Raw genomic sequence first — 26,196 nt, 5'->3', positions numbered from 1 at the left:
CATGAGCGACCCCTTCATCAAAAGCAATTTCTCTGATTACACCGAACAAGACTTCGTTGAGTTCATTGACGAGATCAGAAAGGAAGACAAGGCACCTACAGATGACCGTGCAGATATTCTAGTGCTGCACTTCAACAAGATCGTTGGGCATCCGAGCAAGATGGATCTTATCTACTACCCTGAGCCAGGTGCTGACACGTCGTCCTTTGGCATAGCCCGCACAGTCGCGACATGGCATGAAGCAAACGGACTGCCAGGCTTCAAGAAGTGAAGATCTATGAAAAAAACCATTTCTGACTACACAGAAGCCGAGTTCATTGCGCTGTTGAAAGAGCTCGCTAAAGAAGATGAAGAAGCCGAAAACGATGATCGGGCTGACTTGTTACTGCTGCACTTCGAGAAAATCAGCGAACACCCAGCTGGATCGGATCTGATCTATTACCCGGAGCCGGGTGCGGATAGCTCCCCTCAGGGTGTAACGCAAATTGTGAAAGGCTGGCGCGCCACCAACGGGCTGCCAGGCTTCAAGCAGTAAACATCTGGCACTCATAGTCCAAGGCTGCGCATTACCTAATAGTCAAAACGGCTTACCAAAAGGTAAGCCGTTTGTTTATCCCTCGCCTACTAATGCTGCCAGTCCCTTCGCCCAGATCTGCCGCGTGCGCAAACCGACCATCGCCCTCCAGTCCGGATCCGCCGGATAAAACTGCTCCAGCAGATTCTGTTTGATCTTGCGCCCCGTCGCATCCAGCGGATCGCCATGCAGATGCAGCCAGTGATCGTCGCGCAGGTAGCGATGCACGTCCGGCCCCGGATAAGTCCCGCACTCGATCACGAACGGCATCAGTTGCACGTCCGGCAGCGCGTTAAGCAACGCCTGCGAGGTGTAACCGGTAGCGGTTGCCGCAACACCGGTTTCGCTCAAAGTCTCGGCACCGGTATGCAGCGTGTAGAGCCAAGGGCCGTAGATCGATTGCGCCCGGGCCAGAGCCGGATACGGTGCCTGAGTGATCGTCAGCAGCATCGGATGACCGTACTCGCCGGCGCCGGTGTGCAGGTCGAAACACATCACGGTTTCAGCACCGGCCAGGTGGGTCTCGATGATCTGATGCAGCGTGCGATTCGACCAGCTCGGGGCAAAGCCTCCGAAAAACAGTCCATCGGGATGACTGTGCTGGCCGCCCTCGACAATCGACATCACCGCCGGCCAGCCGTGCTCGGCGATTTGCGCATCCAGCAAGGCATCGGCGCGCTGCCGCTCGGGGCCATTCAAATCGGCGCAGGCGTAGATCTCATGCAGCGCGGCGTAGGCCTGGTTGTCCGGAAGCGGTTGATTGAAATCCAGATGATTACGATTGAGGTCGATGTTGTCTTCGTTGACCCGCCGCAACCATGCGGTGCCCCACGGATTGATCAGGTGAATCATCACCACCGCCACATCCTTCGGCAGCGAACCAGGGGTGAAATGCTTCAACCAGTCGATCTGACATTCCGAACCGTAGTAGCCCTCCACCCCGTGGGTGCCGCTGAGCGCCACCAGACGCCGTTTGGCCTGCGGATCTCCCAGCACCGCCACATCAGTGCTCAACGGCTCGCCAAACGGCCCGCAGCGCGGATGTGCGTAGGAGGTGAGCGTTGCACCGGCCGCGGTGGCGGCGGCAAGAAATTGTTCGCGCTGATGGCGGTAGCTGGACTGGGTCGGAAACTCGCTGTGCATGGTGGCCTCTTGTTGATTGTTCTGGCTTCACGTTTGCCCCTGACCCTACAGAAAATTCGCCAAGGCATGAAGGACAAACATACCGACGGTTTGCGTCCTGCACGGTCGGCCGATACAGTCCGTCAGACTTTTATCCCACGGACGGAGAGCCCCGCGTGTTTCCAGCCCTGCCCCTGAGCCGCTTTCGCCTGCCGGCGCTGACGCTGATCGTCAGCGCCATCACCCTCACCGCGTGCAATGCACCACCCTCCTCGACCTTGCCGCTGGCACCCGAAGCCGCCTCCGGTTATCGCACTGACCTGCAAGCCAGCCATGCCGAAAAACACATGGCCGCCGCTGCCAATCCGCTGGCTGCCGAAGCCGGTCGCGAGATGCTGCGTCTGGGTGGCTCAGCCATCGATGCCGCCATCGCGATGCAAGCCGTGTTGACGCTGGTCGAACCGCAATCCTCCGGGATCGGCGGTGGCGCGATGATCGTGCTGTGGGACGGCAAGCAGGTGCGCACCTACGACGGTCGCGAAACCGCACCGGCCGGTGCAACCGAGAAGCTGTTCCTGCAGGCTGATGGAAAACCGATGCCTTTCCCGCAGGCGCAGATCGGCGGACGCTCTGTCGGCACTCCGGGTGTGATGCGTGCGCTGGAACTGGCGCACAAACAACAGGGCCGCTTGCCGTGGGCGACGTTGTTCGAGCCGGCAATCAAACTGGCCGAACAGGGCTTTGCGATCTCCCCTCGCCTGCATTCGCTGCTGGAGTCCGATCCGGTGGTGCGCCGCTCGCCGGACATGGCCAGATATTTCCTCAACAGTGACGGCAGCGTCAAAGCCGTCGGCACACGACTGCAAAACCCTGCCTTGGCTGCCGTACTCAAACGCATCGCCAACGAAGGTGCGGACGCGCTGTACAAAGGCCCGATCGCCGAAGAGATCGTGGCCAAGGTCCAGGGCCACGCCAATCCCGGCAGCCTGTCGCTGAACGATCTTCAGCACTATCAGGCCAAGGAGCGCACGCCACTGTGCACCGACTACAAGCGCTGGCAGGTTTGCGGGATGCCGCCGCCGTCATCGGGCGGGATTGCAGTAGCGCAAATCCTCGGCACCTTGCAGGCGCTGGAAACCCGCGACCCGCGTCTGTCCCTGACACCGCTCAAACCTGTGAAAACCGATAAGCCGGCCGGCCTCGAACCTGCGCCGCAAGCCGTGCACCTGATTGCCGAAGCTGAGCGCCTGGCCTACGCCGACCGCGCGCAATACGTAGCCGATACCGACTTCGTACCGGTACCGGTCAAAGGCCTGGTCGATCCGGGTTATCTGGCCAGCCGCGCGAGCCTGATCGGCGAACGCAGCATGGGTACCGCCAAGCCCGGCACCCCACCGGGCGTGCAGGTCGCCTACGCACCAGACCGCTCGCCGCTGCGCATTTCCACCTCGCAAGTGGTGGCGGTGGATGACTTCGGTGGCGCGGTGTCGATGACGACCACCATCGAAGCCGCATTCGGCTCGCACCTGATGGTTCAGGGCTTCTTGCTCAACAACCAGATGACCGATTTCTCGTTCATCCCCGAAGAGAACGGACAGAAAGTCGCCAACCGCGTAGAGCCCGGCAAACGTCCGCGCTCATCAATGGCACCAACGCTGATCTTTGATCGCAACAGCGGTGAGTTCGTCGCCACCGTCGGCTCTCCGGGTGGCTCGCAAATCATCGAATACGTGGCCAAAACCACCGTCGGCCTGCTCGACTGGAACCTCGACCCGCAAAGCGCCATCAGCCTGCCCAACTTCGGCAGCCGCAACGGCCCGACAGAACTGGAACAGGGCCAGTTCACCCCGGCACTGATCCAGACGCTCAAGGACAAGGGTCATACCGTCAGCGAAATCGACATGACCAGCGGCACCCAGGCCATCGTGCGGGTCAAGGATGCGCAGGGGAAGGCAACGCTGGCCGGTGGGGCGGATCCTCGGCGTGAAGGGGAAGCGTTGGGGGATTGAGCTTGCCCTTGGGGCAAGCTTTAACCTCGAGTCCGAGCAGCCAACAGGAGAGGTTCATGCTTACCATCGGACAAATGGCCCGCAGCCACGGGCTCACCACCAAGACCTTGCGTCATTACGACAGCATTGGATTGTTCAGCCCGGCAGTCACCGGGCGTGACAACGGCTATCGCTATTACCGCCCGGAGCAGATTGTCACGCTTGGGCGGATCATCTGGCTCAAACAATTGGGCATGGCGCTGGAAGACATTCGTACCCTTGCCTCAGGTGGAGGCCTGGACAGCGTCATCAACCTGCGCGAGTCCCTTGAAAACCACGCTCGGCAGTTGAAGGCCGATATCCAGCGTAGCGAAAACATTCTGGGACAACTGACCCGCTACCTCGCGCAACCGGATCGTGAATTACCCGCCATGCAGACACCTCAGCGCATTGCCTGCCCCGAGTTGCGCATCATGGGGATGTCCTGGCAGCAGGAAGATGAAGGCACCATCGCCCAGATGTGGCAGCGCTTCGTACCACGGGAAGGTGAGATCGATCGGCTGCACGACCCGATCGGCACCTTCGGTGTATGCCAACCGCTGGAGGACGGCCAGTGGCGCTATATCGCCGGACTGCCGGTGGGTGCCGATGCGCCTCTGGTCGCAGGCATGGTCGAGCTGCGGATACCGGCGCGTGACTATGCTCGCGTTGAACACCACGGCACCGTCACCACGTTGCCGGAAACCTTCCGCGCCGCCTACAGCGAATGGCTGCCCGCTGCCGGTATGGCACCGGCCGAAGGCATCGAGTTCGAATACTGCGGAGAACGTTTTTTCGGCCCGATGGACCCGCGCAGCGTGGTCGAAATCTACATTCCGTTGCACGACCCGGATTGATCCCGGAGCCCGCCGCGACAGACTCCAGTGAGCATCCCCGTGTTGCCAGAGCAGAACCTGCGCCTGGCAACCGGAACCCTCAGGCTTCGCCCTCCTCATCCGCCACCCGAACCAACAGATCGCCGGGCTGACAGTTGAGGTACTCGCAGATGGCATCCAGCGTCGCCAGTCGCAGCCCTTTGACCTTGCCCTGTTTCAGCAGCGACAGGTTGGCCTCGGTAATGCCGATGGCCGCTGCAAGGTCTTTGGATTTGACCTTGCGCAGCGCGAGCATCACATCCAGTTGAATCACGATAGGCATGTCGACCTCATATAAACGTGCGGTTTTCCCGGTCCACTTCGCTTGCTTGCGACAGGATCCGCGCAATCACCGCAATACACGCGGCCAGGAACAATGCAACGAACGAAGCAGCCGTAATACTCAGGGTGAACAGCCGCTCACCGACCGGCGCATTCTGGGTGACCCACAGGCTGAGCATCGGCTCACAGAGGAAATCCAGGAGCACCCAGATCGCCACGGCTCGCCCGACCTTGCCCAGATGACCGGCCGTTTCACGGGCGAAATACTCACCCCGCCCATAGCTCTGAAACAGCCGGCGCAAATGGTTCAAGCCAGACGCCAGCGCCAGCAGGGGAATACTCGACAGCACGATCCCGCCCAGCTTCTGCCACCAAGGGAACAGCGTTGCAGTGTCGACCATTTGTGACAGTTGACGCTCGCTCAGCGCAAACCCCAGCCCCCAGCCCTCCTTTTCCGCCAAGGGTGGGTAAACCCACAACACAGCATTGAGCAGCAGCATTGCGACGATCAGGATTAACGTCATCGTCGCCATGCGCCGACTGAATCGAACGAGTCGGTGGTCATGGGAAAGCCTCACAAGAATGAATGTGAGCGCCACACTAGCGATTTAAATTATCGAATAACAATAATTAATTGCTGCAAAACATTAACAAACCGTCAAACGTCCAGATTCTTGCCGACCACCGGATCGCCGATTTTCAGAAAATTCCCACCGGCCACATGATGCAGCGTGCGCAGTTCATCATGCCCTTCAAAATGCCAACGCCCGTTGCTGAACACTCGCAAGTCGGCCTGCGCCGCGATGACCTCAGCCAGGAAGAGATCGTACTGTTCATGGTTGCGCGGCTCCGGCAGCAACCGACACTCGAGCCACGCCACGCAGCCTTCGAGCAGCGGCGCCTCGATCTGCTCGCCAGCGAAAGTCTGCAAGCCATGGGCCTGAAACTTGTCCCGGCCCTGATCACGATGGATTTCGAGGCCCGAAGTCGAACCGACGGTCTGCACAATGTCGGCCTGATTCACGCAAGGAACGTTGAGAACGAAGGTGCCGGACGCTTCGAGCAATTGCCGGGTCCAGGTGGACTTGTCCAGCACCACCGCGACTTTCGGCGGTTCGAAATCCAGCGGCATGGCCCAGGCGGCAGCCATGATGTTGCGCTGCCCGTCATGGGCGGCGCTGACCAGCACGGTCGGCCCGTGATTGAGCAAACGGTAGGCTTTGTTCAGGGGAACCGGGCGACGGAAGGATTCGCTCATGGGATCTGCTCCGGGAAAAAGAGCCGATTGTAGCGGGATAAAAACAGCGAAGGGATTGCCTTGGACAATCCCTTCGCCTGGCAGGCATCAGCTGGATAACTGGTTGGCGAACTGGCCGACCGCGTTCACCACTTTCTGCGCGCCATCCTGGATCTCGACGATCACCGTACCGGCCTCTGCCGCCAGCGCCAGCCCTTGCTCGGCCTGAAGCTTGCCGTCGGTCATCAGCGCCACGGCGTTGCGCGCCATGTCCTGGTTCTGACGCACCACACCAACGATTTCCTCGGTCGCCTGGCTGGTGCGCGAGGCCAGTTGCCGCACTTCGTCGGCCACCACCGCAAAACCACGGCCCTGCTCGCCTGCACGGGCGGCTTCAATGGCGGCGTTGAGCGCCAGCAGGTTGGTCTGCTCGGCAATGCCGCTGATGGTCTTGACGATGGTGCCGATCACCTGCGATTGCTCGTTCAGCGCTTCGATGCCTTCGCCGGCGGTCTGCATGTGCCGCGACAGGTCGCGCATCACGTTGACCGCTTCGGTGACCACACGGGTTCCGCGCTGGGCGGTGCTGTCGGTCTGCAAGGACGTACTGTAGGCGATGTTGGCGGCCTCGGCGACGGCTTGCTCTTGATTGACCTGATCGGTGATCACGGTGGCGAACTTCACCACTTTGTAGAGTTTTTCGTTGGCGTCGAGTACCGGGTTGTAGGACGCCTCCAGCCAGACGACCCGGCCATGGTGATCGACGCGCTTGAATCGTCCGGCAACGTACTCGCCATTGTTCAAGCGGCGCCAGAAGTTTTGGTACTCGGCGCTGTTGTACTCATCCGGTTCGCAGAACATACGGTGATGTTTGCCCTTGATCTGCGCCAGGCTGTAGCCCATCCCCTGGAGAAACCGGTCGTTGGCACTCAGCACGTTACCGTTGAGGTCGAACTCGATCACCGCCGTCGAGCGCACCAGCGCGCCAATCAGGTTCTCGTGTTCGCGGGAGGCTTCGATGGTGCGGGTCAGGTCGCTGGAGAAAATCGAGAAATGCTTGATCCGTCCGTCCGATGAGCGGATCGGCTGAGCGATCGAACGCAGCCACGCCTCTTCGCCATTGCCGCGCGACAGACGCACGGCACCGGCGAAATGCTCGCCCCGGGTCAGTGCAGACTTGAAGCGGTGATGAAATTCGTCGGACTTCACATGGGCCGGCACGATGTCTTCGATCGCGCGGCCGACCAGGTCATGGCTCTTGTAGAGCATTTCATTGAGGAAGTTCTGGTTGACCGATTGAATCCGTCCGTCGGGCTCAAGGGTCAGCACCAGCATCTCGCTTTCCAGGCTCTCCTTCACTTGCAGAAGGCTGGAGAGTTCTTCACGAAGAGCCGCCAGCTCTTGCTTGAGGCGTTTGTTGAACATGGGAAAGCACCGATGGACTAGATGGAAAGCGGGGTTACAGCCTAACCATCGGCCTTGGAAATCTTTTCTGAAGTGCGTTTGAGCCTTGTCCTACAAAAATAGTTACGCCTCGGGAAATCAGGCTGCTCCAGCCACCGGACAATGTCCTGCGCGCGGCATCCGCGAGCCGAAATACGCCGCACTGGCGATGCCCACCGCGCCCATCACCGCACAGAACATCACGCAGATCCATGGGCTCCATGGCATCAGACCAATCAGCAGCAATGGTGTGACACTGGCCCATGCGGCGTAGGCAATGTTGTAGGTGAAAGAGATGCCCGACACGCGGATACGTGCCGGAAACAGACTGACCATTACCGACGGTACGGCGCCGACCACGCCACAGCAAAGCCCTGCGATGGCGTAGGCCAGACCGACCCAGTCACCGCCGACAATCAGGCAGGTGTAGAGCACTCCGATGCCCAGAGGCAACAACAGGCTGTACAGCATGACAGTGCGCCAGGCGCCGATGCGGTCGACCAGCCCGCCGGCAATCACGCAGCCGATGTTCAGGAAGACGATGCCCAGGGCACTCAATGCAAAGGTATGGCTGGCAGTCATGCCGAAGGTCTTTTGCATCATGGTCGGGGTGATGACGACGAACACCACCACTGCCGAAGTGAGTACGCACGTCAGCAGCATGGCCGGCAGCATCGCCAGACGATGCTCGCGCAGTACCGTACGCAACGGCAGTTCGACCCGAGCCTCACGTTGCGCTTCCATGGCCATGAACACCGGGGTTTCGCTCAGCCAGCGACGCAGCCAGACGCCGATCACACCGAACACGCCACCGAGCAGAAACGGATAGCGCCACGCGTAATCGAGCACTTCGGCGGGGGTGAAGACTTGTGCCAGGAAGGTCGCGGTCAGTGCGCCGATCAGGTAACCAAACGTCAGCCCGGCCTGCAGAAAGCCCAAGGCGTAACCGCGATGCCCAACCGGCGCGTGCTCGGCCACGAACACCCAGGCGCTCGGCACTTCACCGCCCACCGCCGCGCCTTGCAGGATGCGCAGCGCCAGCAGCAGCAACGGTGCGAAATAACCGATCTGTGCATAAGTCGGCATGATCCCGATCAGCAGGCACGGCAGCGCCATCATCAGGATGCTCAGGCTGAAGACCTTCTTGCGCCCCAGCCGGTCGGCGAAATGCGCCATCAGGATCCCGCCCAGTGGGCGCGCCAGATAACCGGTGACAAAGATCCCGAAGCTTTGCAGCAGGCGCAGCCACTCAGGCATTTCCGGCGGGAAGAACAACTGGCTGAGGGTCAGGGCGAAGAACACGAAAATGATGAAATCGTAGATCTCCAGCGCCCCGCCCAAGGCTGCAAGGCCGAGGGTCTTGTAGTCGGAACGGCTGAATGGCGCCGGTCGGGCTTCGGAGTTGGCAGTCATGGCAAAGAACTCTGACACAGGCAAAAAACAAGGCGCCCATGGTCTACGCAAACGGGCCGATGGACAACCCGTTAGACCATAGTCTGATTCGGCAAAACACGGTCACAAAAATCCGCCGGTTGATTTACTGTTGGCACCTGTCCAGACGGGCCGGCCAAGCCCCGAAGACCACAATAAACATAAAAATCCGAGGTACTCCCGTGGCCGTTGATATCGAAGATAGCCGCTCTGCGCGCTTTGCCTTGCGCTGCTCAAGCTTTGCCGAACGCTGGTTTCCCGACTCCTGGGTGTTCGCCGCACTGGCGGTGATCATCGTGGCGCTGGCCACCCTGGCCATGGGTGCCAAACCCACCGACGCCGCCATGGCGTTCGGTGACGGTTTCTGGAGCCTGATCCCCTTCACCATGCAGATGGCCTTCGTGGTCATCGGCGGTTACGTGGTGGCCAGCTCGCCGCCGGCCGTGAAGCTGATCGACCGTCTGGCACGGATCCCGAAGAACGGTCGCTCCGCCGTGGCCTTGGTCGCGCTGATCTCGATGGTCGCGTCATTGCTCAACTGGGGCCTGTCGCTGGTATTTGGCGGTCTGCTGGTACGCGCCCTCGCCCGCCGCACCGATCTGAAAATGGATTACCGCGCCGCCGGTGCCGCTGCCTATCTGGGCCTTGGCGCCGTGTGGGCACTGGGCTTGTCGTCGTCTGCCGCCCAGTTGCAAGCCAACCCCGCCAGCCTGCCGCCGTCGATTCTGTCGATCACCGGGGTGATTCCATTCACTCAGACGATTTTTCTCTGGCAGTCGGGCGTGATGCTGCTGGCGCTGGTGGTGATCTCGATCATCATCGCCTACGCCACCGCACCGGGTCCGAACTCGGCGCGCGATGCCAAGGCTTGCGGCATCGACCCGGCCTTCAACCTGCCGCCACTGCAACCGCGCACTCGCCCCGGCGAATGGCTCGAGCACAGTCCGCTGCTGATCATCGTGCTGGTGCTGCTGGCGGCCGGATGGTTGTTCCACGAATTTTCGACCAAACCTGCGATCACTGCGATTTCCGGGCTCAACACCTATAACTTCCTGTTCATCATGCTCGGCGCGTTGCTGCACTGGCGCCCGCGCAGCTTTCTCGACGCAGTGGCGCGAGCGGTGCCGACCACCACCGGCGTGCTGATCCAGTTCCCGCTGTACGGTTCGATTGCCGCGCTGATGACCACGGTGAAGGGCACCGACGCCCAGACCCTGGCCCATCACATCTCGACCTTTTTCGTCAGCATCGCTTCCCACGACACCTATGCGCTGCTGATGGGCGTGTACTCGGCGATTCTCGGTTTCTTCATTCCGTCCGGCGGCGGCAAGTGGATCATCGAGGCGCCGTACGTGATGCAGGTGGCCAACGACCTCAACTATCACCTGGGCTGGGCGGTGCAGATCTACAACGCCGCCGAAGCCCTGCCGAACCTGATCAACCCGTTCTACATGCTGCCGCTGCTGGGCGTGCTGGGGTTGAAGGCGCGGGACCTGATCGGCTTCTCGTTCGTGCAACTGCTGGTGCACACGCCGCTGGTGCTGCTGTTGCTGTGGGCGCTGGGGACGACATTGGCGTATACGCCGCCGGTGATGCCGTAGCGATTGAAGCCGTCCGACGCTATAGAAATCCTCGTCTTACAAAGCTCGTTGCACTGTCCCACACACCACGTGGGACAGTGCTGACTTTGCCAATCGCCGACTTCGTTTAGTTTGTCTCGGATCAATAACCCCTTGCCCAAGGAAGAACCGATGACACCGATATCCAAAACGCTGGAAGAGCTGATCCGTGAAATTTATCAGGACGGCAGCGTTTCCGTAGTCGAGTACAGCACGCTACGCGACACTGCGGACCTGCGTATGGAGGCCGTTACCCGTGAGTTTGGTCAGCACAACAATCTGACGGCTTTCCAGAAAGCGATGGATGTGGCGATGCAATTGCTGCAGACCTCCGTCATCGATGCCAAGAAAGCCAGACTGACCGACACTGGCGAAGCGATCGTCAAGGACGCGGTGACAGCCCAAGTCGAATACTTGCGCGCAGGCAGCGAGCTCGCATTGCGTCTTCTGTGACCGATTGAACAACAGGGAAAATCTGCGGGAGTGAGTGAGCTCGCTCCCCATTTGCATTGCATATGCACTGAACAGTCACCCAACCGTCACATTCCCTTGCTAGCGTCCGCCCGAAACATACTGAAACAATTAAGCAAAACGGACTTCGACATGAACGACGACACAGACGGCAAAGATCCCTCCTCGCCAGAATCCGACAATCCCACAGACACCAGCCGTCGCCGCTTTCTCGGCGGCGTCGCCGTCCTGGGTGTGGGCGCCACGCTGGCAGGGTGCGGAAATGCCGGTGATCAGCCAGGCAAACCCGAGGAGCGCCCGCTCTCGCCTGCCGAGCTGGACAAGGCCCTGCGTGATCAGGTGAAGACCGTCGTGGTGATCTACGCCGAGAACCGCAGTTTCAACAACCTGTTCGGTGATTTCCCCGGTGTCGAAAAACCGTTGTCGGCGCTCAAGCCTGCCGACTATCAACAACGTGACCGCGACGGCAGCCTGCTGCAGACCCTGCCGCCGGCCTGGGGCGGTGTGTTGCAGATCGGCCCGCAGACTCTCGATGGCGTGACCTATCCCAGCGCCGTCCAGTTCCAGGAAAACCTGCCCAACGCGCCTTTCGCCCTCAAAGGTCCGAACGCCGAGGACTTGCCGCTCGGCCTGGTAACTCGCGACTTGTGGCACGTGTTCTATCAGAACCAGATGCAGATCAATGGCGGCAAGAACGACGGCTTTGTCGCCTGGGCCGACTCCGGTGGCCTGACCATGGGCCACTATGCCCAGAGTCGTTATTCCCTGCGCCTGTGGGACGTGGCCCAGGAGTTCGTGCTGTGCGACAACTTCTTTCAGGGTGCCTTCGGCGGCTCGTTCCTCAATCACCAATACCTGATCAGTGCCACCGCGCCGTTCTACCCGAACGTCGCCAGTTCGGTTGCCAAGAGTCAGATCGCAGCGCTGCAAAGCGACGACCCGGCCGACCCGCGCCTCAAGCCGCTGGAGCAATCCCCGGCCAGCGCCATGACCGGCCCGCCGCAGTTCGGCCCAAGCGCGCTGACCCCGGACGGTTACGGGGTCAACACTCTCGCCCCGCCCTACTGGCCGACGTGGATTCGCGACCCTGAGCGTCCGGCGTATTCCAAAGCCGATCTGCCGAACGTCCTGGTGCCCCAGACCCACGAACACATTGGCGACAAGCTGTCGAAGAAGAACATCGACTGGGCGTGGTACGCCGGTGCCTGGCAGGCGACGCTGGATCAGTACAAGGATTCCGGCGGCATCCCGAAAATCCCCAACTTCCAGTATCACCACCAGCCGTTCAATTACTTCCAGCAGCAAGGCCCGGAGCATCCCGAAGAGCGCAGCAAGCGCCTGCGCGACGCTGGCCTGGGCGATGAATCGAGCACCAACAAGTTTTTCGCCGACGCCGAAGCGGGCAAGTTGCCGGCCGTGAGTTTCTACAAGCCTCAGGGCAACCTGAACATGCACGCCGGTTACGCCGACGTGGCCTCCGGCGACCGCCACATCGTCCGCGCCCTGAAAGTGCTGCGGGAAAGTCCGCAGTGGAAAAACATGGTGGTGATCGTGACCGTCGATGAAAACGGCGGCTGGTGGGACCACGTCGCGCCGCCCAAGGGCGATCGCTGGGGGCCGGGTTCGCGAGTGCCGGCGCTGGTGGTGTCACCGTTTGCCCGCAAAGGCACGGTGGATCACACGGTCTATGACACCGCTTCGATCCTGCGCCTGATCACCCGGGTGTTTCAGCTGGAGACACTGACGGGTATCAAGCAGCGTGACGATGCGATGATCGGTCGTGGTCAGAAGCCAATGGGCGACTTGACCAACGCCCTGCATTTCAAGGCCTGAGGACAGGTCCTGCGGTACAGCTCAAAAAACTGTGACTGACGGCTTCTCGCCATCACCCGGCTGATCCAATATGTGGCGCACCCGACCAACGGGGAACCCACGCTGAAAAGGATCTGAGCATGTTCAAACTCGCAGGACTCACCCTCGCTGCGCTCACGTTGAGCGCAGCCGCCCACGCCGATGTCGACCTGAAACTGGGCAGCACCGAGCGCGTCACCCGCCTCTTCGCTTATCCCAACAATTGCAGCGTGATCTGCTTTCGCAACTGGACACTTGAGCAGACCGTCGCCCATTACCTGACTCAAAGTGTGCAGCGCGATGGTTATGCCAACGCCAAGGTGCTGGTGAAAACCGACAACCATCAGCTTTACGCCGAGATCAGCGGCGTGCCGAAAGGCTATGACAAGCCGCTGGCCGCGCTGCTGGATGCTGGCGACCTGGCCTATACCGGCGCCAGCAAGCTCAACGCCGATGGCAAATGGGCGTACAGCTGGTATCTGTTCCTGCCACTGGGCATGGCTCTGGAAAACCGTAAAAGCGTCGAACTGCTGCACTTCCCGCCGGATTACTCGCTGACCCAGGCTCAGGATTACCTGCGCTCCAACACCACCGACCGCTGGGCTGCGCTGCTGACCGACAACGGCATCCCCGCCGACCAGACGCCGGGCTATCAGACCATCATCGACATCGCGCCGATTGCCGCACCCGCCAGCGCCGGCAAGGATCTGGAAGGGGTCTACGACTACTTCAAGGACTATCAGACCACCATGGTCAAGGAAGTCAGTCAGAACGCCAAAGGCGCCACTCTGCCAATGGTCGCTTTCGGCGCGCCAGTGCGTAACTGGATCAAACAGCAATACGGCGCGACCGTGAATGTACTGGGCCTGGCCACCATCAGCCCAAGCGCAGGCGTGAACGTGCCGGTGCTGGGCTCCAACCACCCGAGTTACATCTGGTACGCCGCCGACCCGGCCAACTACACCGGTGACGATGCACAGGCCAAGGCCGATGCGGCAGGTTTGAAAGTGATGGGGCAAGACTTGAGCGCAGCCTGCTGGCAGGCCGGGATGGGCAGCAAACCGGGCACGGATCCGAAAACCTTGCTGAACAGTTGCACCCAGACCTGGCAAGTGACGCAGAAGGCCAAGACCTGCGAGCTGTTCTACACCTCGATCCGTAACGAAACCGCAGCGCAGGCAGCGACCACCTGCTCGACCCCGACGATCCAGACCCAGCTGCAACAGCTGAAGAGTCCGCTGCCGGCCATGGCCGCACCGGCTCCCCACCTCTGAACCCACGCGTGAAGTTCCCGTGTCAGCCCTGGCTGACTCGGGAAAGCGTCTATTTCGCCTGTCAGATCTGACAGTAGACCGCTAGTGTGATTTACGGGATTCTTGGATTCAAAGCTCGGACTCAAGGACTGACAGGATGTCAGTCTCGGGAATCGCGACACCTGGCCGACAAGGAACGTTATGAACACTTACGCACTGCAAAGTGGCTCCCCTCGCGACACCGAGGGCATTTATCCCTTCGCCGGACTCCCGGTTCGCCTCGGATTCCCCTCCAGAGCTGATTTCGAAATTGTTCAAGGCAGCCACGCAGTGTCCATCGCCGTCGTGGCGCGCCGGGAATTCCTGCGTATTACCCGAATGTGCCGGGTCTCGGGGCAATTGCTGCCTTACCGCTGCCGGCAGACCCGGCAACTGCAGCCCGGTATTCATATCTACGATCCGCGCTTTTTCGGACTGTTCGAACACTCGTGCGACCCGAACGTGTTTCTCGACATGAGCGAATTATGGCTGTGGGCACTGCGGGACATCAAACCCGGCGACCGGCTGACCATGGATTACACCGCCACCGAGGACAAACTGCTCAGGCAGTTCGTCTGCGGTTGCGGGTCTTCACACTGTCGCGGGTGGATTGTCGGCTACGACGAATCCCCCAATCTTGAAGGCCAGCGCTATTTGCAGAGCTGGCGTCGGCAAGGTTTGCGCTGACCGGAGAGTTACTGCGCTTCTACCGGACGCAAACGGTATTGCGGCGGCAGTTGCTCGAAACCGCTGATGGTCGTGTTCAGGCTCTTCCAGCGGCCATCCTTGATGCCGTAGATGCAACCGTGGATCGACAGGCTCTGCCCGCGATGCCAGGCGTTCTGGATGATGCTGGTGTGAGCGACGTTGGCCACTTGCTGGATCACGTTGAGCTCGCACAGGCGATCGACCTGCTCTTCTTCGGTCGGCAGCTTGGCCAGTTCTTCACGTTTTTCGTAATACAGATCGCGGATCGACCGCAGCCAGCCATCGATCAGACCGAACTGGCGATCCTGCATCGACGCCCGCACACCGCCGCAACCGTAGTGGCCGGTGACGAGAATGTGTTTGACCTTGAGCACGTCTACCGCGTACTGGATCACCGACAGGCAATTGAGGTCGGTGTGCAGTACCACGTTGGCAACGTTACGGTGAACGAACAGATCACCCGGCAGCATGCCGACGATCTCGTTGGCCGGCACCCGTGCGTCGGAGCAACCGATCCACAGATATTCCGGCGTCTGCTGGCGGGCCAGTTTGGCGAAGAAATCCGGGTCTTCCTTGGTAATCGCGTCAGCCCAACGCTCGTTGTTATCAATCAGGTCTTGTAAGTCATGCATGCTGTAAGGCCTCAAGAAAGATGCGCTGCTTTGACAGACAACCGTCCGTCGGGGTCACGAAAGGATCGCAGATGATTTCGTTGGAATTTCTCGTGTGCCCGGTGAGTCCACCTCAGTAAGGCCCACAGTATGAGGATTTGCCATGACTGATTCACGACGTCCCTTCGATGCGGTGCAGCCGGAACCCATCGATGATAACGAAGACCGCATGGGATCGGTGCATGAGCTGGACTTCGACGACGAACAGCCCAGCGCAAGGATCGGCGACGAACTGCCGGAAACCGAGCGGGAACAGCTGATGCCCCGCGAGCGGGTGCGTGAGGCGGGCCTGACCGGCGCTTCAGTGGCTGATCATGAGCCGACCGACGATGATCTGAGCCCGGAAACCCTGATCCACGAAGATGGCGCACGGGATGCCGACGAGTTGGGGGCGGGCAATCAGGCGGATTGGGACTTGAGCATTGTCGATGAAGACGACATTGGCGGCGGAAACGGGCTGGATGAAGCGGAAATGGCGCGGCGCGATCCGATGGATGGCAAGCGCGGATGACCTGAAAGAACGTCATCGCGGGCGGGCCCGCGATGCATTCGATGCTTAATCCACCAGGGTGCAGGCCATGACCACGGCGTCTTCACGCCCGCCCACCGCCGGGTAGTAATCCCGGCGCCGGCCGATTTCGTTGAAGCCATAGCGCTCATACAAGCGAAAGGCCGAGGTGTTGCTGTCGCGCACTTCGAGGAAACATTCCCGGGCATCCGCGGCATAGGCGCGAGACATCAGGTGCTCGAGCAATGTCAGCCCCAGGCCCCGGCCCTGATTTTCCGGTTTGACCGTGATGTTGAGCAGGTGCGCCTCATCCAGAATGATCTGCACCACGCCATGTCCGACTTGTTGCTCACCTTCGAACATCAGCCAGATCTGGTATTTGCCCAGCCCGTCGAGAAAGATCCCGCGAGTCCATGGATGGCTGTAGGCCGCGAATTCAATCTTCAGTACGGCATCCAGATCGGCTTCGACCATCGGGCGGAACGTTACAGCGTCACTCATTCGATTCTTTCCAGCGCGCCATCAGCCGACGCATGGCTTGCCACACGGCGGCCTTGCGCTGTGGCTCTTCCATCAACAATTCAAGCCCCGGCACGGCCCACGCCAGGCCAAGACCCTCGATTTGCAATTCGCGGTTGAACGCTTCGGCATCCGCTTCGCCGGCAAAACGCACCGCCGGCAGGCCGATCAGCCACAGGCAGGCGCACGGCGCCGCCTCCATTTGAACCGACAGGAATCCCTGGACGAAATCCCGGGCCGCTTCGGGCCCCTGATCCATGGTGCCGCGCACCAGCAATGGCCAGCGCACCGGATCACCGACGATCTGCGGCGCATCCGGCAGACCGGCGGCGCGCAGCATGTCCTTGAGCAACAGATACGCCGGATCGCGGGACTGGAAAGAATCGCCTGTGGGTAACTCCACCAACAGCAGGCAACGACCGGCCCGCAGCAATTGCAGAGTAAAACGCGGTGGCGGGACCGGCGCCGGTTTGACCACCACAGGCGTTTCGTCGACTTCTTCCACCGGCTTGGCGCCCGTGCGGGTGCTGGCCAGCGAAGGTCGCGGGACCTCGATCTTCGGCCGTTCGACCGGACGCGCGGCAGGCTGCACCGGCGCATCGGCCTGCGGCGCAGGTGCCACGAACACCGGGACGTCAGGCTCGGGCTCGGCAACGTCCAGCAGCTCGGGCCGTGACGGCGCGGCAAAGGGCAATTCGGTGCGCGGCAGCCAGTTGACCACCTGCATGGCGTTCAAATAGGCGCGGCGGCGGGACTCGATTAGCAAGGGTCGGCCACTTGTGGATAACTGAAGTGCGCTGATTCTACCGCCCTTCGCTCAAGATCGCCCGCTGTTGATCGATAGTCTTGACCGATACCTTGACGCAAAGAAAAGCGACAGCCCGTCCCGAGAGTGAATCGCATCCCGCGTGATGCAGTACAATCGCGGCTTTTAATCGCCAACCAGCCGGCCATTCCGATGATCGAACCCAAGCGCGTCTTGCGCGCCCTCGCTGAACACTGGGCACTTCTGGAGCCACTGTGCGAGCACTTCGACCAAGGCACCCTGAGCCTCAACGAACTGCGCACGCAACTGGCCGCCCAACAACTGGACAGCACGCCGCAGGACATCACCAGTCTGCTCGACGTGTGGATTCGCCTCGACATTCTGGTGCCTGTGGCCAAAAGCCCGAACCGTTTCGAGCTGAACGCGCAGATTCATGACTTCCTCGCCTACCTGCGTCGGGAACACCGACTGGGCCTGTGCCTGGAGATCGAAGCGTATCTGCGTCACCTCGAGCGTCTGGCCGGTTATATCCAGGATGCATTCGATGTCCGTGACGGCAATGATCTGGCCCGTCAGCTGCGTCTGCTCGACATGCGCGTGCGCGACGTTCTGAAGAAACTCGACAACGATGAACAGGCGCTGGTGGCTGTGGCCGAACGGGCCAAGACCAGTGATCGTCAGATCCCCCTGCGTCAGCGTTACGCCGAAGTACTGGCGACCTGGGACGAATACGTCGAGCCGATGATTGATCTGGTGAACGCCGACGGCGCCTTCGAACAAGGCGTGCGCAAGGTCGAAACCGTGCTGCTGAAGATGCTCAGCGAACAGCAGCGCCTCGGCCATCTGGTCGATGACGACATGCTGCTGCGCACCCACGCGCGCATCCTCGAGATGCAGACCAGCGCCCAGCTGACCCTGCGTCACGCCCGCGAACTGCTGCTGCCGCTGCGTGAAGAAGCACGCCGGCACAACGCCGTGACCCGTGGTGCAGCCCTCGCCCTTGCCGCGATCCGACGCAAAGGCATCGACGCCGTACCGCAAGCCGCGATGCCGCTGTTCACCCGGCCGCAAAGCACCTTCCTTGGCAGCGCCAGTCAGGTTGAAGCCTACGTCTACGCGTTGGCCCGTTTCGAGCCGAAGCCGGCGCGCTTCCCCAAGGCGCACAAGACACAGAAAGGCGAAGCCCCGCGCGCACCGCGCACTGTGCGCGAAATGGTCGACCGCTGCGAAGAATCCCTGCCGATGCCGGATCTGATGACCTGGCTGCTGGAGCAGGAACCGGACGGTGCTACCGACGAATTGCTTTACTGGTTCTCGCGCCTGTCGCGGGAAAAACGCTTCAAGCGCGAGCGTCTGGAACGCCGCGAATACCACACTCACGAGCACCAGGTCAGCCTGCGCTCCTTCGCCCTGCTCTCGGCCGCCGACACCGCCGCCGAGGATTCTGCGAGCATCCCCAATGCATCTTGATCTTTCCGAACTGTCGCAACTCGCGCCGATCTTCCGCGAGCTGTTCAAGGGCTACCACGTCAGCCGCCGCGACCCGGAGCTGTACGCGCAACTGTCGAACTTCCAGGACCAGTACCGCACGCTGTTCAAGGCACTGGGTTTCGAACTGGTCTGCGACACCCGTGGTTTCTATTACTTCGTGCCGGACATGGCCGCTGCGGCGGTGAACAAGACCGCTCAGCGCCTTGCGCTGTTCACCTTCATCCTCGTCGAGCATCTGGCCGATCAGGGTCGCGATCCGATCGCCGTGCTCGATGGTGGCAGCCTCGGCCGCGAAGAACTGCCGTCGCTACTGGAAAAGTACCGCGACCTGTTCATCCAGGCCGAAGTGCAGACCGTTGAAGAGCTCGAAGAAAAAATCATGCGCCGCATGACCCAACTCGGCTTCGCTGGCGAAGAAAACGGCGTGTACCGCTTCCTGCCGCCGATGCACCGCTTCCTCGACGTCTGCCTGTCGGTTCAGCAGGACCGCGATCTGGCGGCCAGCGTTCACAGCGTGCTGCCGCTGCCGGCACCGGTGCTGATCGACGAAGAAGCCGAAGCCAAATTCCTCGCCACCGACGATCCGCTCGATCTTTCCGAATTTGAGGAAGAGAGCGAAGAAGACGCACTGGCCCGCGCCATTGCCGAAGAACAGGAGTCCGACGCATGAGCCAGGAACGCTACGGCATCCGCCGCTTTGCCCTTTTGAACACTGCCGGTTACAGCCTCGGCCTGTTCCCGCTGGAAGAACCGCTGTCGGTATACGGCGCGAACAACCTCGGTAAATCCGCCTCGATCAACGCCTTGCAGTTCCCGATCCTGGCGCGCATGTCGGACATGAGCTTCGGCAAGTACAGCCTGGAACAGTCTCGTCGCTTCTACTTTGCCTCCGACACCAGCTACATCCTCGTCGAAGTGAACCTGCCCCACGGCCCGCACGTGATCGGTGTGGTCGGTCGCGGCCCGGGTGGTGGTTTCGGTCACCAGTTCTTTGCCTACGCCGGCAAGCTCGATCTGGCGCACTACCAGAAAAACGATACCTGCCTGCGTCAGAAAGAACTGTTCAGCAACCTTGAGAAGGAAGGCCTGAAGGCTTACGAACTCAAGCCCGATGAGCTGCGTCGTTTGCTGGTTGGCGGTCATACGTCGATCCCGCTGGATCTGACCCTGATCCCGCTGCGCTCCACCAGCGAGCAGAGCCTGAAGACTTTCCGCGCGCTGTTCATCAACCTGCTGCATATGCGCGAAATCACCGCAGCCAAGCTCAAGCAGCTGTTCCTCGATGCTTTCGAGCACAGCCTGCGTTCCGGCAGTGTCGATTACATCGCCGCGTGCGAAGAAGCCTTCCGCGACGTGCGCCGCATGGAACAGGACTACAACTCGCTGGTAGCTGCCGGCCCGCTCGTCGAAGCCTTGGCCAACGGCGTGAAACAGCGCGACGTGCTGCGCGGTAAACTGCATCGCCTGTCGCCGCTGCTCGATTCGTTGCTCGGCACCTGGTCGGATTACGCCGGTGCGCGCAAAGAAGAACTGGCGATCCAGGCCGAACATTACCGTCGCGAGCAGGACGACCTGCAAAACGATCAGCGCGGCGGCACTCAGGAGCTGATGCGTCTGGAGCGGGAAATCTCCGGCATTCAGCGCTGGCTTGGCGAATTGTCGGTACTGAAGAACCGCTTTGCGCTGGTCGATGACGTCAAGGTGCTGGAGCAGCAACTGCTGGCGGCCAAGGACGCTCACGATGAACTCGCCGGTGCGCTGGCGCAGTCCCGTCAATTCAGCGCCGAGGATCTCGAGGAGCGTCTGCGGGATCTGGAAAAACGCCTGAAGTCGGTGAAACAGCAACTCGATCACGCCGACAACAACAGCTACGCCCGCCTGCGTGAAGAGTTCTCGCAACAGGACGTCGAACGCCTGATGCGTCTGTTCAACAGCGCGCTGTTCAGCCTGCCGCTGGGCGAACACGGCATCACCCTCGACGAGGACGGCGAGTGGGTCAAATCGGTCGAGCTGATCCTCGATGGTTTCAAGGGCGAGCGTTTCGAAGTGCCGGGCCTGTCGATCGACATCTCGCACATCGAGCCGCCGGCCCTGCAAGCGCTGGCCGACCGTGCCGCGCTGCGCGATCAGAAAGAGCGTCTGGAAAAAGAGCTCAAGCAACTCAAGACCCAACAAGCCGTGGCCGCCGACCGCGCCGCGAGCAAAACCCAGACCGAAGCGCTGTACCAGCAGGTGCTGGATGCGCAGAAAGCTTTGGAAGACTTCCGCCGCACCCAGACCCTGAGCGCCGAAGAAGGTGACAAGCTGGAGCAACTGGCGCAGATGGAAGCCGCGCAGGACGAACTCAAGCGTTCCAGCGATGCGTTCACCGAGCGCGTCCAGCAACTGTCGGCCAAGCTGCAACTGGTCGGCCGGCAGATCGCCGACATGGAAGCCAAGCAACGCACCCTCGACGATGCCCTGCGTCGCCGTCAGTTGCTACCGGCGGATCTGCCGTTCGGGACGCCGTTCATGGATCCGGTCGACGACTCGATGGACAACCTGCTGCCGCTGCTCAATGACTATCAGGACAGCTGGCAAGGCCTGCTGCGTGCCGATGGCCAGATCGAAGCGCTGTACGCGCAAGTGCGCCTCAAAGGCGTGGCCAAGTTCGACAGCGAAGACGACATGGAGCGCCGTCTGTCGCTGCTGATCAACGCTTACGCGCACCGCACCGACGAAGCCCTGACCCTCGGCAAGGCGCGTCGCGCAGCCGTGACCGATATCGCGCGGACCCTGCGCAATATCCGCAGCGACTACGACAGCCTCGAGCATCAACTGGCGCTGTTCAACCGCGAGATCAACAAGCGTCAGGTCTCCAACCTGCAGAGCTTCCGCATCGTGCTCGCGCCAAACAAAGAAGCGCTCAAGCACATCGACCAGATCATCCACAGCGCCGGTCAGTACGAAGAAGGCGAAACCCTGTCGGTGTTCGACCTGAGCCAAAGCGCGGAACAGGACAACAAGAACGAAGAGGCCAAGGAATACCTGGCGCGTCTGGTGGCGGCGAACCACAACCAGCTCGGCCTCAAGGACTTGTTCGAACTGGCGTTCGAGATCACTAAGGTCAACGGCCAGCCGGTGATCCACACCGACATCGATGGCGCGGCGTCCAACGGCACCACGATGACCATCAAGGCGCTGACCAACATGTACTTGTTGCTGCACTTGATGGATCGCGACCTGGCCGGTCGCGTGCGCCTGCCGTACTACCTCGACGAGGCGGCGGACATCGACGAGAAGAACCAGGCAGCATTGCTGGAAACCAGCCTGCAACTGGGCTTCGTGCCGATTCTGGCAAGTGTGAAGCCGCAGGTCTGCGCCAGTGTCGCCATCGACCTGGAAGGCGGCAGCGGCCCGGCCGGCATCTACATCGACGAGGCGGACTGGAAATACATCCGCCGTCACGATGTGGTGAAAGCCACCGTCAATGTCGAAGCGGACGAGCCGGAGCTGGATGCGGTTTGATGCGTAACTGACGGGCACAAAAAAGGGCCGCGATCCATTGGATCGCGGCCCTTTTTCATGAGCTCGGGATTATTTGTCGAGGGGGATTTTAGGCGCCCAGGTCAGCCATTCGTCTTCGAACTTGTCGAACAGCGCGAAGGTCTGTTCAGCCCGAGCCGGGTTGCCCATGCGCTCACCGTCCGGCGTGGCGAAGGCGATGCCGCCCTGAATCGCCGTCTCCAGAGACTCAGTGCGTACCGTCACGCCCTTGAACAGACCGATATCGAAACCGACACCGCTGGTGTTCCAGAAGCGACTGCCGCTGCGTACCAGCGGGGCATATTTCGGCTCGATCAGGATGTGTACCAGTACGCGATCCGCAGTCTGGCCCAGTTCATAACCTGTGACTTTACCCACAGTGATTTCACGGTAAGTCACTGGCACACCCGGCTTCAACGAACCACGGCGCGCGGCGCTCAGGACCAGACTCAAGCCTGCCTCCTGCTTGGCCAATTCTGGCGGATTGGCCAACGCCACGAAGTTCTTCTGCGGGCCGAGGTTCTTGGCTGCCGGTTGGACTTCGAGGTATTGGCCAGTGACCAGGGTTTCCAGATTCGAAGTCTTGATCAGCCCCAACTCAGGCTTGACCACCCAGAACTGACTGCCGACCCGGGCAATCTTCTCCGGCACTTCAGTGATGCGTGCGGTGAGGATCACCGATTGCAGATCATCGGTCAGGTCGACACTTTCGATCTTGCCGACGTCCAGACCCTTGAAGCGAATCGGCGTGCCGCTACGCAAACCGTCGGCACGGTCGACCTTGATGGTGACCACCGCGCCTTTCTGATTCGCATCATCATGATTGGCGAACAGACGGAAGCGCGGAATGCGCTTCTGCAGCGGGGCCTTGGCTTGCGGTGTTTCGAACGCGATGCCGCCGGCCATCAGGGTCTGCAACGACTCGCTCTTGACCTGAATGCCGCCGGTCAAGCCGCCGGTCAACGTGACCCCGCTGACGTTCCAGAACCGGGTCGAGGCGTTGACCAGGTTTTCGTATTCCTTCTCGATGTGGACGCCGATCACCAGTTGCTTCCGGGTCTTGGAGAACTGATAGCTCTGCACCGAACCGACCTTGACCTGCTTGTAGAGGATCGGGCTGCCGACATCGATTGAGCCGAGCGTATCGGTGAACAACACCAGATGCAGACCCGGTGAACGGAGGTCCAGCGGCGGCGCTTTCGGCCGGGCTTCGAACTCACGCTGCGGAGCGCCGCCCTTGTCGCCTGGGCGCACGGCAATGTAGTTACCTTTGACCAACGCTTCCAGACCGGTAATGCCGGCAAGGGAAATCGACGGCTTGACCACCCAGAACTGGGTGCCGGTGACCAGATATTCTTCAGCCAGAGGATCGAGGGTCAATTCAGCGGTGGCGCTGGACAGATCCGGATCGATCTTCAGCGCTTTCAGGTTACCGACCTGAATGCCCTTGTACATCACCGGGGTACGCCCGGCCTGCAAGCCTTCGAAATCGCTGAGTTTGACCTTCACGCGGATGCCGGCGGCGGCCGCATCGAAGTCTTCGTAGAGGCGGAACGGCAGGCTCGGATCGGTCGGCGGGCTGTCCTTGCGGTTCTCCGGCGTCGCGAAGGCAATACCGCCGGCGACGATGCTGGCCAGGGACTCGCTACGCACTTTCACCCCGGACAGGTTGGCGTCGATGCTGATGCCGCTGGCGTTCCAGAAGCGCGTATGTTTGCGCACCAGTTTGGCGTAGGTCGGCTCGATGAACACCTTGAGTTCGACAGTGCTCTGGTCTTCCGACAGCACGTAACTCTTGATCTGGCCAACCTTGATCTGCTTGTAGAACACCGGGCTGCCACGGTTCAACGACCCCAGGCGATCAGCCTTGATCGTCAGGTGCAGGCCGGGTTTGGAGTCCGACAGCGGCGGCTCTTCGGCCAGGGCCTTGAACTTGCGGGTCGGCTCGCCTTCACCCGGGCTGATCGCGACATAGTTACCCGATACCAGGGTTTCCAGACCGGTGATACCGGCCAGTGTCACACTCGGTTTGACCAGCCAGAAACGGGTACTGGTCTTCAGGTATTGATCGACATCCTTGTTCATTTCAATGGTGGCGATCACGCCTTTGGTGCCGCCTTCGTCGTCGAGCTTGAGGGCTTTGACCTTGCCGACGGGCATGCCTTTGTAGACCACTTCGGTCTTGTTGGCCTGGATGCCTTCACCGCTTTCGAAGCGCACCTGAATCTCGATGCCGGTTTCGTTGTAGGCACGCCATCCCAGCCAGCCGCCGATGATCAGGGCAATCAGGGGCAGTACCCAAATGGCAGACCAGTTCGAAGCCGGTCGGGTTTTCGCTACAGGCAAATCAGTCATGGTCGGCGTCCGACTCCGTGTTATCCCAAATCAGTCGGGGATCGAAAGTGACAGCGGCGAGCATCGTCAGAATCACCACACTGGCGAAGGCGATGGCGCCAAGATTGGCTTCGACGCTGGCAAGCCGGCCGAAGTTGACGACCGCCACCAGAATGGCGATCACGAAAATATCGAGCATGGACCAGCGGCCGATGAACTCGATGAAACGGTACATCCAGATCCGCTGGCGCGCGGACAATGGCTGGCGGCGCTGTACCGAAAACAGCAGCAGAGCGATGCCCACCAGTTTGAATGTCGGCACCAAAATACTGGCGATGAACACCACGGCAGCGATCGGAATCATGCCGTGCTGCACCAGCTGGATGACGCCGGACATGATCGTGCTCGGATCCCCCTGCCCCAGAGAGCTGACTGTCATGATCGGCAGGACATTGGCCGGGATGTAGATAATCGCCGCAGTGATCAGCAACGCCCAGGTTCGGGCGAGACTATTGGGCCGCCGGGCGTGAACCAGAGCACCGCATCGAGTGCAGGTCTGCACATCGCTGTCGGCATCCTGCCTGTTCAGTTCGTGGCATTCGGTACAGATCAGAATGCCCGCATCAATCGCCCGCATGGGCATCTTCTCCTGATAACGCCTGCCAGATCTGGTGCGGTGACATCACCACTTCGAGCCAGACCTGAACCAATAACAGACCGATGAAACATGCCAGACCGAGACCGACGGTGATGGCCGCCATGTCCGCCAGTTTGACGATCGCCACCAGGACGCCCATGAGGTACACCTCAAGCATGCCCCAGTCTTTGAGGTGGTGATAAATGCGGTAAAGCAACAGCCCGTAGCTACGACCGATGTTGAACCGGATCGTCAACAACACCATCAACTGACACAGCAGTTTCAGCAGTGGAATCGCCATGCTGCAAAGGAACACGACGACTGAAACGCCGCGCATATCAGTATTGAACAGACCGATAACGCCGCTCCAGACAGTGTCCTGCGACGATTGCCCGAGAACATTGAGCTGCATGATGGGTAAAAAGTTCGCCGGCACGTAGAGCAGCAGTGCGGCAATGACCAGGGCAAGACTGCGCTGCACCACGTTATGGCGGTGGGCATACAGTTCGTAACCGCAGCGTGGGCAGAGGGCTTTTTCGCCGTGGGCAAGCTTGGGCTTGCGCATCAGCAGATCGCACTCATGACAGGCCACCAAGTCATCCAGCGGTAAATCTGACAGCCCGGGGGCGTCAACCGAATCAGACATAAGGGCTCTGGCTCCGAAAAAGTTGGGATCTATTCTAGTGTTCTGATTCGAAAATAACTGTGCAAATTTGTTCGCTGACGCGAGCAAAAACTTTCCTGCGGACAAAACAAAACCCCAACTGCTTTCGCAATTGGGGTTTCGGAATTTAATCTTGACGATGACCTACT

At 60.6% G+C, this 26,196-nt stretch carries 24 protein-coding genes and 2 pseudogenes; 13 read left to right on the top strand and 13 right to left on the bottom strand.

The window, feature by feature from the left end; genetic code table 11:
• Nucleotide 1 precedes the first annotated feature (1 nt).
• Together AC07VV_RS28250 and AC07VV_RS28245 are read left to right on the top strand one after the other, a co-directional pair.
• A complete protein-coding gene (locus AC07VV_RS28250; RefSeq protein ID WP_495038125.1) occupies nt 2-271 on the top strand; it encodes a bacteriocin immunity protein in 270 nt (89 codons plus the stop codon).
• Between the two features lie 6 nt (nt 272-277).
• Entirely contained in the window at nt 278-535 is a 258-nt protein-coding gene (locus tag AC07VV_RS28245) for a bacteriocin immunity protein (RefSeq protein ID WP_495038124.1), read from the top strand.
• A 75-nt stretch (nt 536-610) separates the two neighbouring features.
• Here AC07VV_RS28245 and AC07VV_RS28240 read toward each other — a convergent pair whose 3' ends face one another.
• The gene (locus AC07VV_RS28240) at nt 611-1,717 is read right to left on the bottom strand and encodes a DUF2817 domain-containing protein (protein ID WP_495038123.1); all 1,107 of its coding nucleotides are present in this window, start codon (nt 1,715-1,717) and stop codon (nt 611-613) included.
• 155 nt (nt 1,718-1,872) lie between these two features.
• Here AC07VV_RS28240 and ggt point away from each other — a divergent pair, with 155 nt between their 5' ends.
• Nucleotides 1,873-3,705: a gamma-glutamyltransferase gene (gene ggt / locus AC07VV_RS28235; RefSeq protein ID WP_495038122.1), complete on the top strand. Its 1,833-nt coding sequence runs from the start codon at nt 1,873-1,875 to the stop codon at nt 3,703-3,705.
• Between the two features lie 56 nt (nt 3,706-3,761).
• Nucleotides 3,762-4,580, top strand: coding sequence for a MerR family transcriptional regulator (locus AC07VV_RS28230; protein ID WP_192558988.1), 819 nt, complete (start codon nt 3,762-3,764; stop codon nt 4,578-4,580).
• A gap of 79 nt (nt 4,581-4,659) precedes the next feature.
• Here the strand turns inward: AC07VV_RS28230 and AC07VV_RS28225 are convergent, their stop codons facing one another.
• The 6 genes and pseudogenes from AC07VV_RS28225 to AC07VV_RS28200 form a co-directional block, all read right to left on the bottom strand.
• Nucleotides 4,660-4,881 carry a helix-turn-helix domain-containing protein gene (locus tag AC07VV_RS28225; RefSeq protein ID WP_102621208.1) on the bottom strand — a complete coding sequence of 74 codons (222 nt, stop codon included), beginning with the start codon at nt 4,879-4,881 and terminating at the stop codon, nt 4,660-4,662.
• Nucleotides 4,882-4,888: 7 nt separating this feature from the next.
• Nucleotides 4,889-5,404 (bottom strand): DUF2975 domain-containing protein, encoded by a 516-nt coding sequence (locus AC07VV_RS28220; protein WP_495038121.1) that lies wholly within the window; start codon nt 5,402-5,404, stop codon nt 4,889-4,891.
• Between the two features lie 134 nt (nt 5,405-5,538).
• Nucleotides 5,539-6,138, bottom strand: a complete 600-nt coding sequence (locus AC07VV_RS28215) for a flavin reductase family protein (RefSeq protein WP_495038120.1) — start codon at nt 6,136-6,138, stop codon at nt 5,539-5,541.
• 87 nt (nt 6,139-6,225) lie between these two features.
• A pseudogene (locus AC07VV_RS28210) lies at nt 6,226-6,657 on the bottom strand (methyl-accepting chemotaxis protein); the annotation flags it as partial.
• Between the two features lie 108 nt (nt 6,658-6,765).
• Nucleotides 6,766-7,452: pseudogene (locus AC07VV_RS28205) on the bottom strand (PAS domain-containing protein); the annotation flags it as partial.
• Nucleotides 7,453-7,659: 207 nt separating this feature from the next.
• Nucleotides 7,660-8,973 (bottom strand): MFS transporter, encoded by a 1,314-nt coding sequence (locus tag AC07VV_RS28200; protein ID WP_495038119.1) that lies wholly within the window; start codon nt 8,971-8,973, stop codon nt 7,660-7,662.
• A gap of 200 nt (nt 8,974-9,173) precedes the next feature.
• Between AC07VV_RS28200 and AC07VV_RS28195 the strand changes: the two genes are divergently transcribed.
• The 5 genes from AC07VV_RS28195 (at nt 9,174) to AC07VV_RS28175 (ending at nt 14,911) form a co-directional block, all read left to right on the top strand.
• Nucleotides 9,174-10,592, top strand: coding sequence for a short-chain fatty acid transporter (locus tag AC07VV_RS28195; RefSeq protein WP_495038118.1), 1,419 nt, complete (start codon nt 9,174-9,176; stop codon nt 10,590-10,592).
• A gap of 150 nt (nt 10,593-10,742) precedes the next feature.
• Entirely contained in the window at nt 10,743-11,063 is a 321-nt protein-coding gene (locus AC07VV_RS28190; RefSeq protein WP_102621202.1) for a hypothetical protein, read from the top strand.
• A gap of 150 nt (nt 11,064-11,213) precedes the next feature.
• On the top strand, nt 11,214-12,914 hold the full coding sequence (locus AC07VV_RS28185; RefSeq protein WP_495038117.1) for an acid phosphatase: 1,701 nt from the start codon (nt 11,214-11,216) through the stop codon (nt 12,912-12,914).
• Between the two features lie 119 nt (nt 12,915-13,033).
• Nucleotides 13,034-14,206 (top strand): hypothetical protein, encoded by a 1,173-nt coding sequence (locus AC07VV_RS28180; RefSeq protein ID WP_495038116.1) that lies wholly within the window; start codon nt 13,034-13,036, stop codon nt 14,204-14,206.
• Between the two features lie 180 nt (nt 14,207-14,386).
• The gene (locus AC07VV_RS28175; RefSeq protein ID WP_495038115.1) at nt 14,387-14,911 is read left to right on the top strand and encodes an SET domain-containing protein-lysine N-methyltransferase; all 525 of its coding nucleotides are present in this window, start codon (nt 14,387-14,389) and stop codon (nt 14,909-14,911) included.
• 8 nt (nt 14,912-14,919) lie between these two features.
• Here the strand turns inward: AC07VV_RS28175 and can are convergent, their stop codons facing one another.
• On the bottom strand, nt 14,920-15,564 hold the full coding sequence (gene can / locus AC07VV_RS28170; protein WP_096822671.1) for a carbonate dehydratase: 645 nt from the start codon (nt 15,562-15,564) through the stop codon (nt 14,920-14,922).
• 142 nt (nt 15,565-15,706) lie between these two features.
• Between can and AC07VV_RS28165 the strand changes: the two genes are divergently transcribed.
• Nucleotides 15,707-16,114 (top strand): serine kinase/phosphatase, encoded by a 408-nt coding sequence (locus AC07VV_RS28165; RefSeq protein ID WP_495038114.1) that lies wholly within the window; start codon nt 15,707-15,709, stop codon nt 16,112-16,114.
• Between the two features lie 45 nt (nt 16,115-16,159).
• Here AC07VV_RS28165 and rimI read toward each other — a convergent pair whose 3' ends face one another.
• A complete protein-coding gene (gene rimI, locus AC07VV_RS28160; protein ID WP_096822667.1) occupies nt 16,160-16,612 on the bottom strand; it encodes a ribosomal protein S18-alanine N-acetyltransferase in 453 nt (150 codons plus the stop codon).
• The gene (locus AC07VV_RS28155; protein WP_493066647.1) at nt 16,605-17,357 is read right to left on the bottom strand and encodes an energy transducer TonB; all 753 of its coding nucleotides are present in this window, start codon (nt 17,355-17,357) and stop codon (nt 16,605-16,607) included. The genes rimI and AC07VV_RS28155 overlap by 8 nt, the downstream gene beginning before the upstream one ends.
• Nucleotides 17,358-17,588: 231 nt before the next feature.
• Between AC07VV_RS28155 and mksB the strand changes: the two genes are divergently transcribed.
• Genes mksB through mksF form a run of 3 tightly spaced genes read left to right on the top strand, consistent with a single transcriptional unit; the run spans nt 17,589 to nt 22,394 of the window.
• Nucleotides 17,589-18,866 carry an Mks condensin complex protein MksB gene (mksB, locus tag AC07VV_RS28150; protein ID WP_249484635.1) on the top strand — a complete coding sequence of 426 codons (1,278 nt, stop codon included), beginning with the start codon at nt 17,589-17,591 and terminating at the stop codon, nt 18,864-18,866.
• Nucleotides 18,856-19,557: an Mks condensin complex protein MksE gene (gene mksE, locus AC07VV_RS28145; protein ID WP_186622818.1), complete on the top strand. Its 702-nt coding sequence runs from the start codon at nt 18,856-18,858 to the stop codon at nt 19,555-19,557. Before mksB ends, mksE begins: the two co-directional genes overlap by 11 nt.
• On the top strand, nt 19,554-22,394 hold the full coding sequence (gene mksF / locus AC07VV_RS28140) for an Mks condensin complex protein MksF (RefSeq protein ID WP_102621194.1): 2,841 nt from the start codon (nt 19,554-19,556) through the stop codon (nt 22,392-22,394). Before mksE ends, mksF begins: the two co-directional genes overlap by 4 nt.
• Nucleotides 22,395-22,463: 69 nt before the next feature.
• Here mksF and AC07VV_RS28135 read toward each other — a convergent pair whose 3' ends face one another.
• From AC07VV_RS28135 to AC07VV_RS28125, 3 genes are read right to left on the bottom strand one after another with little or no spacing between them, the layout of a single operon-like run.
• Nucleotides 22,464-24,767 carry a PqiB family protein gene (locus AC07VV_RS28135; protein WP_495038113.1) on the bottom strand — a complete coding sequence of 768 codons (2,304 nt, stop codon included), beginning with the start codon at nt 24,765-24,767 and terminating at the stop codon, nt 22,464-22,466.
• A complete protein-coding gene (locus AC07VV_RS28130) occupies nt 24,760-25,383 on the bottom strand; it encodes a paraquat-inducible protein A (RefSeq protein ID WP_011335949.1) in 624 nt (207 codons plus the stop codon). Before AC07VV_RS28130 ends, AC07VV_RS28135 begins: the two co-directional genes overlap by 8 nt.
• On the bottom strand, nt 25,370-26,029 hold the full coding sequence (locus AC07VV_RS28125; RefSeq protein WP_495038112.1) for a paraquat-inducible protein A: 660 nt from the start codon (nt 26,027-26,029) through the stop codon (nt 25,370-25,372). The genes AC07VV_RS28130 and AC07VV_RS28125 overlap by 14 nt, the downstream gene beginning before the upstream one ends.
• Nucleotides 26,030-26,196 lie beyond the last annotated feature (167 nt).

It is taken from the genome of Pseudomonas sp. GW821-FHT02C04, assembly GCF_059421845.1.
This window is presented reverse-complemented; position numbering and strand designations above follow the sequence as displayed.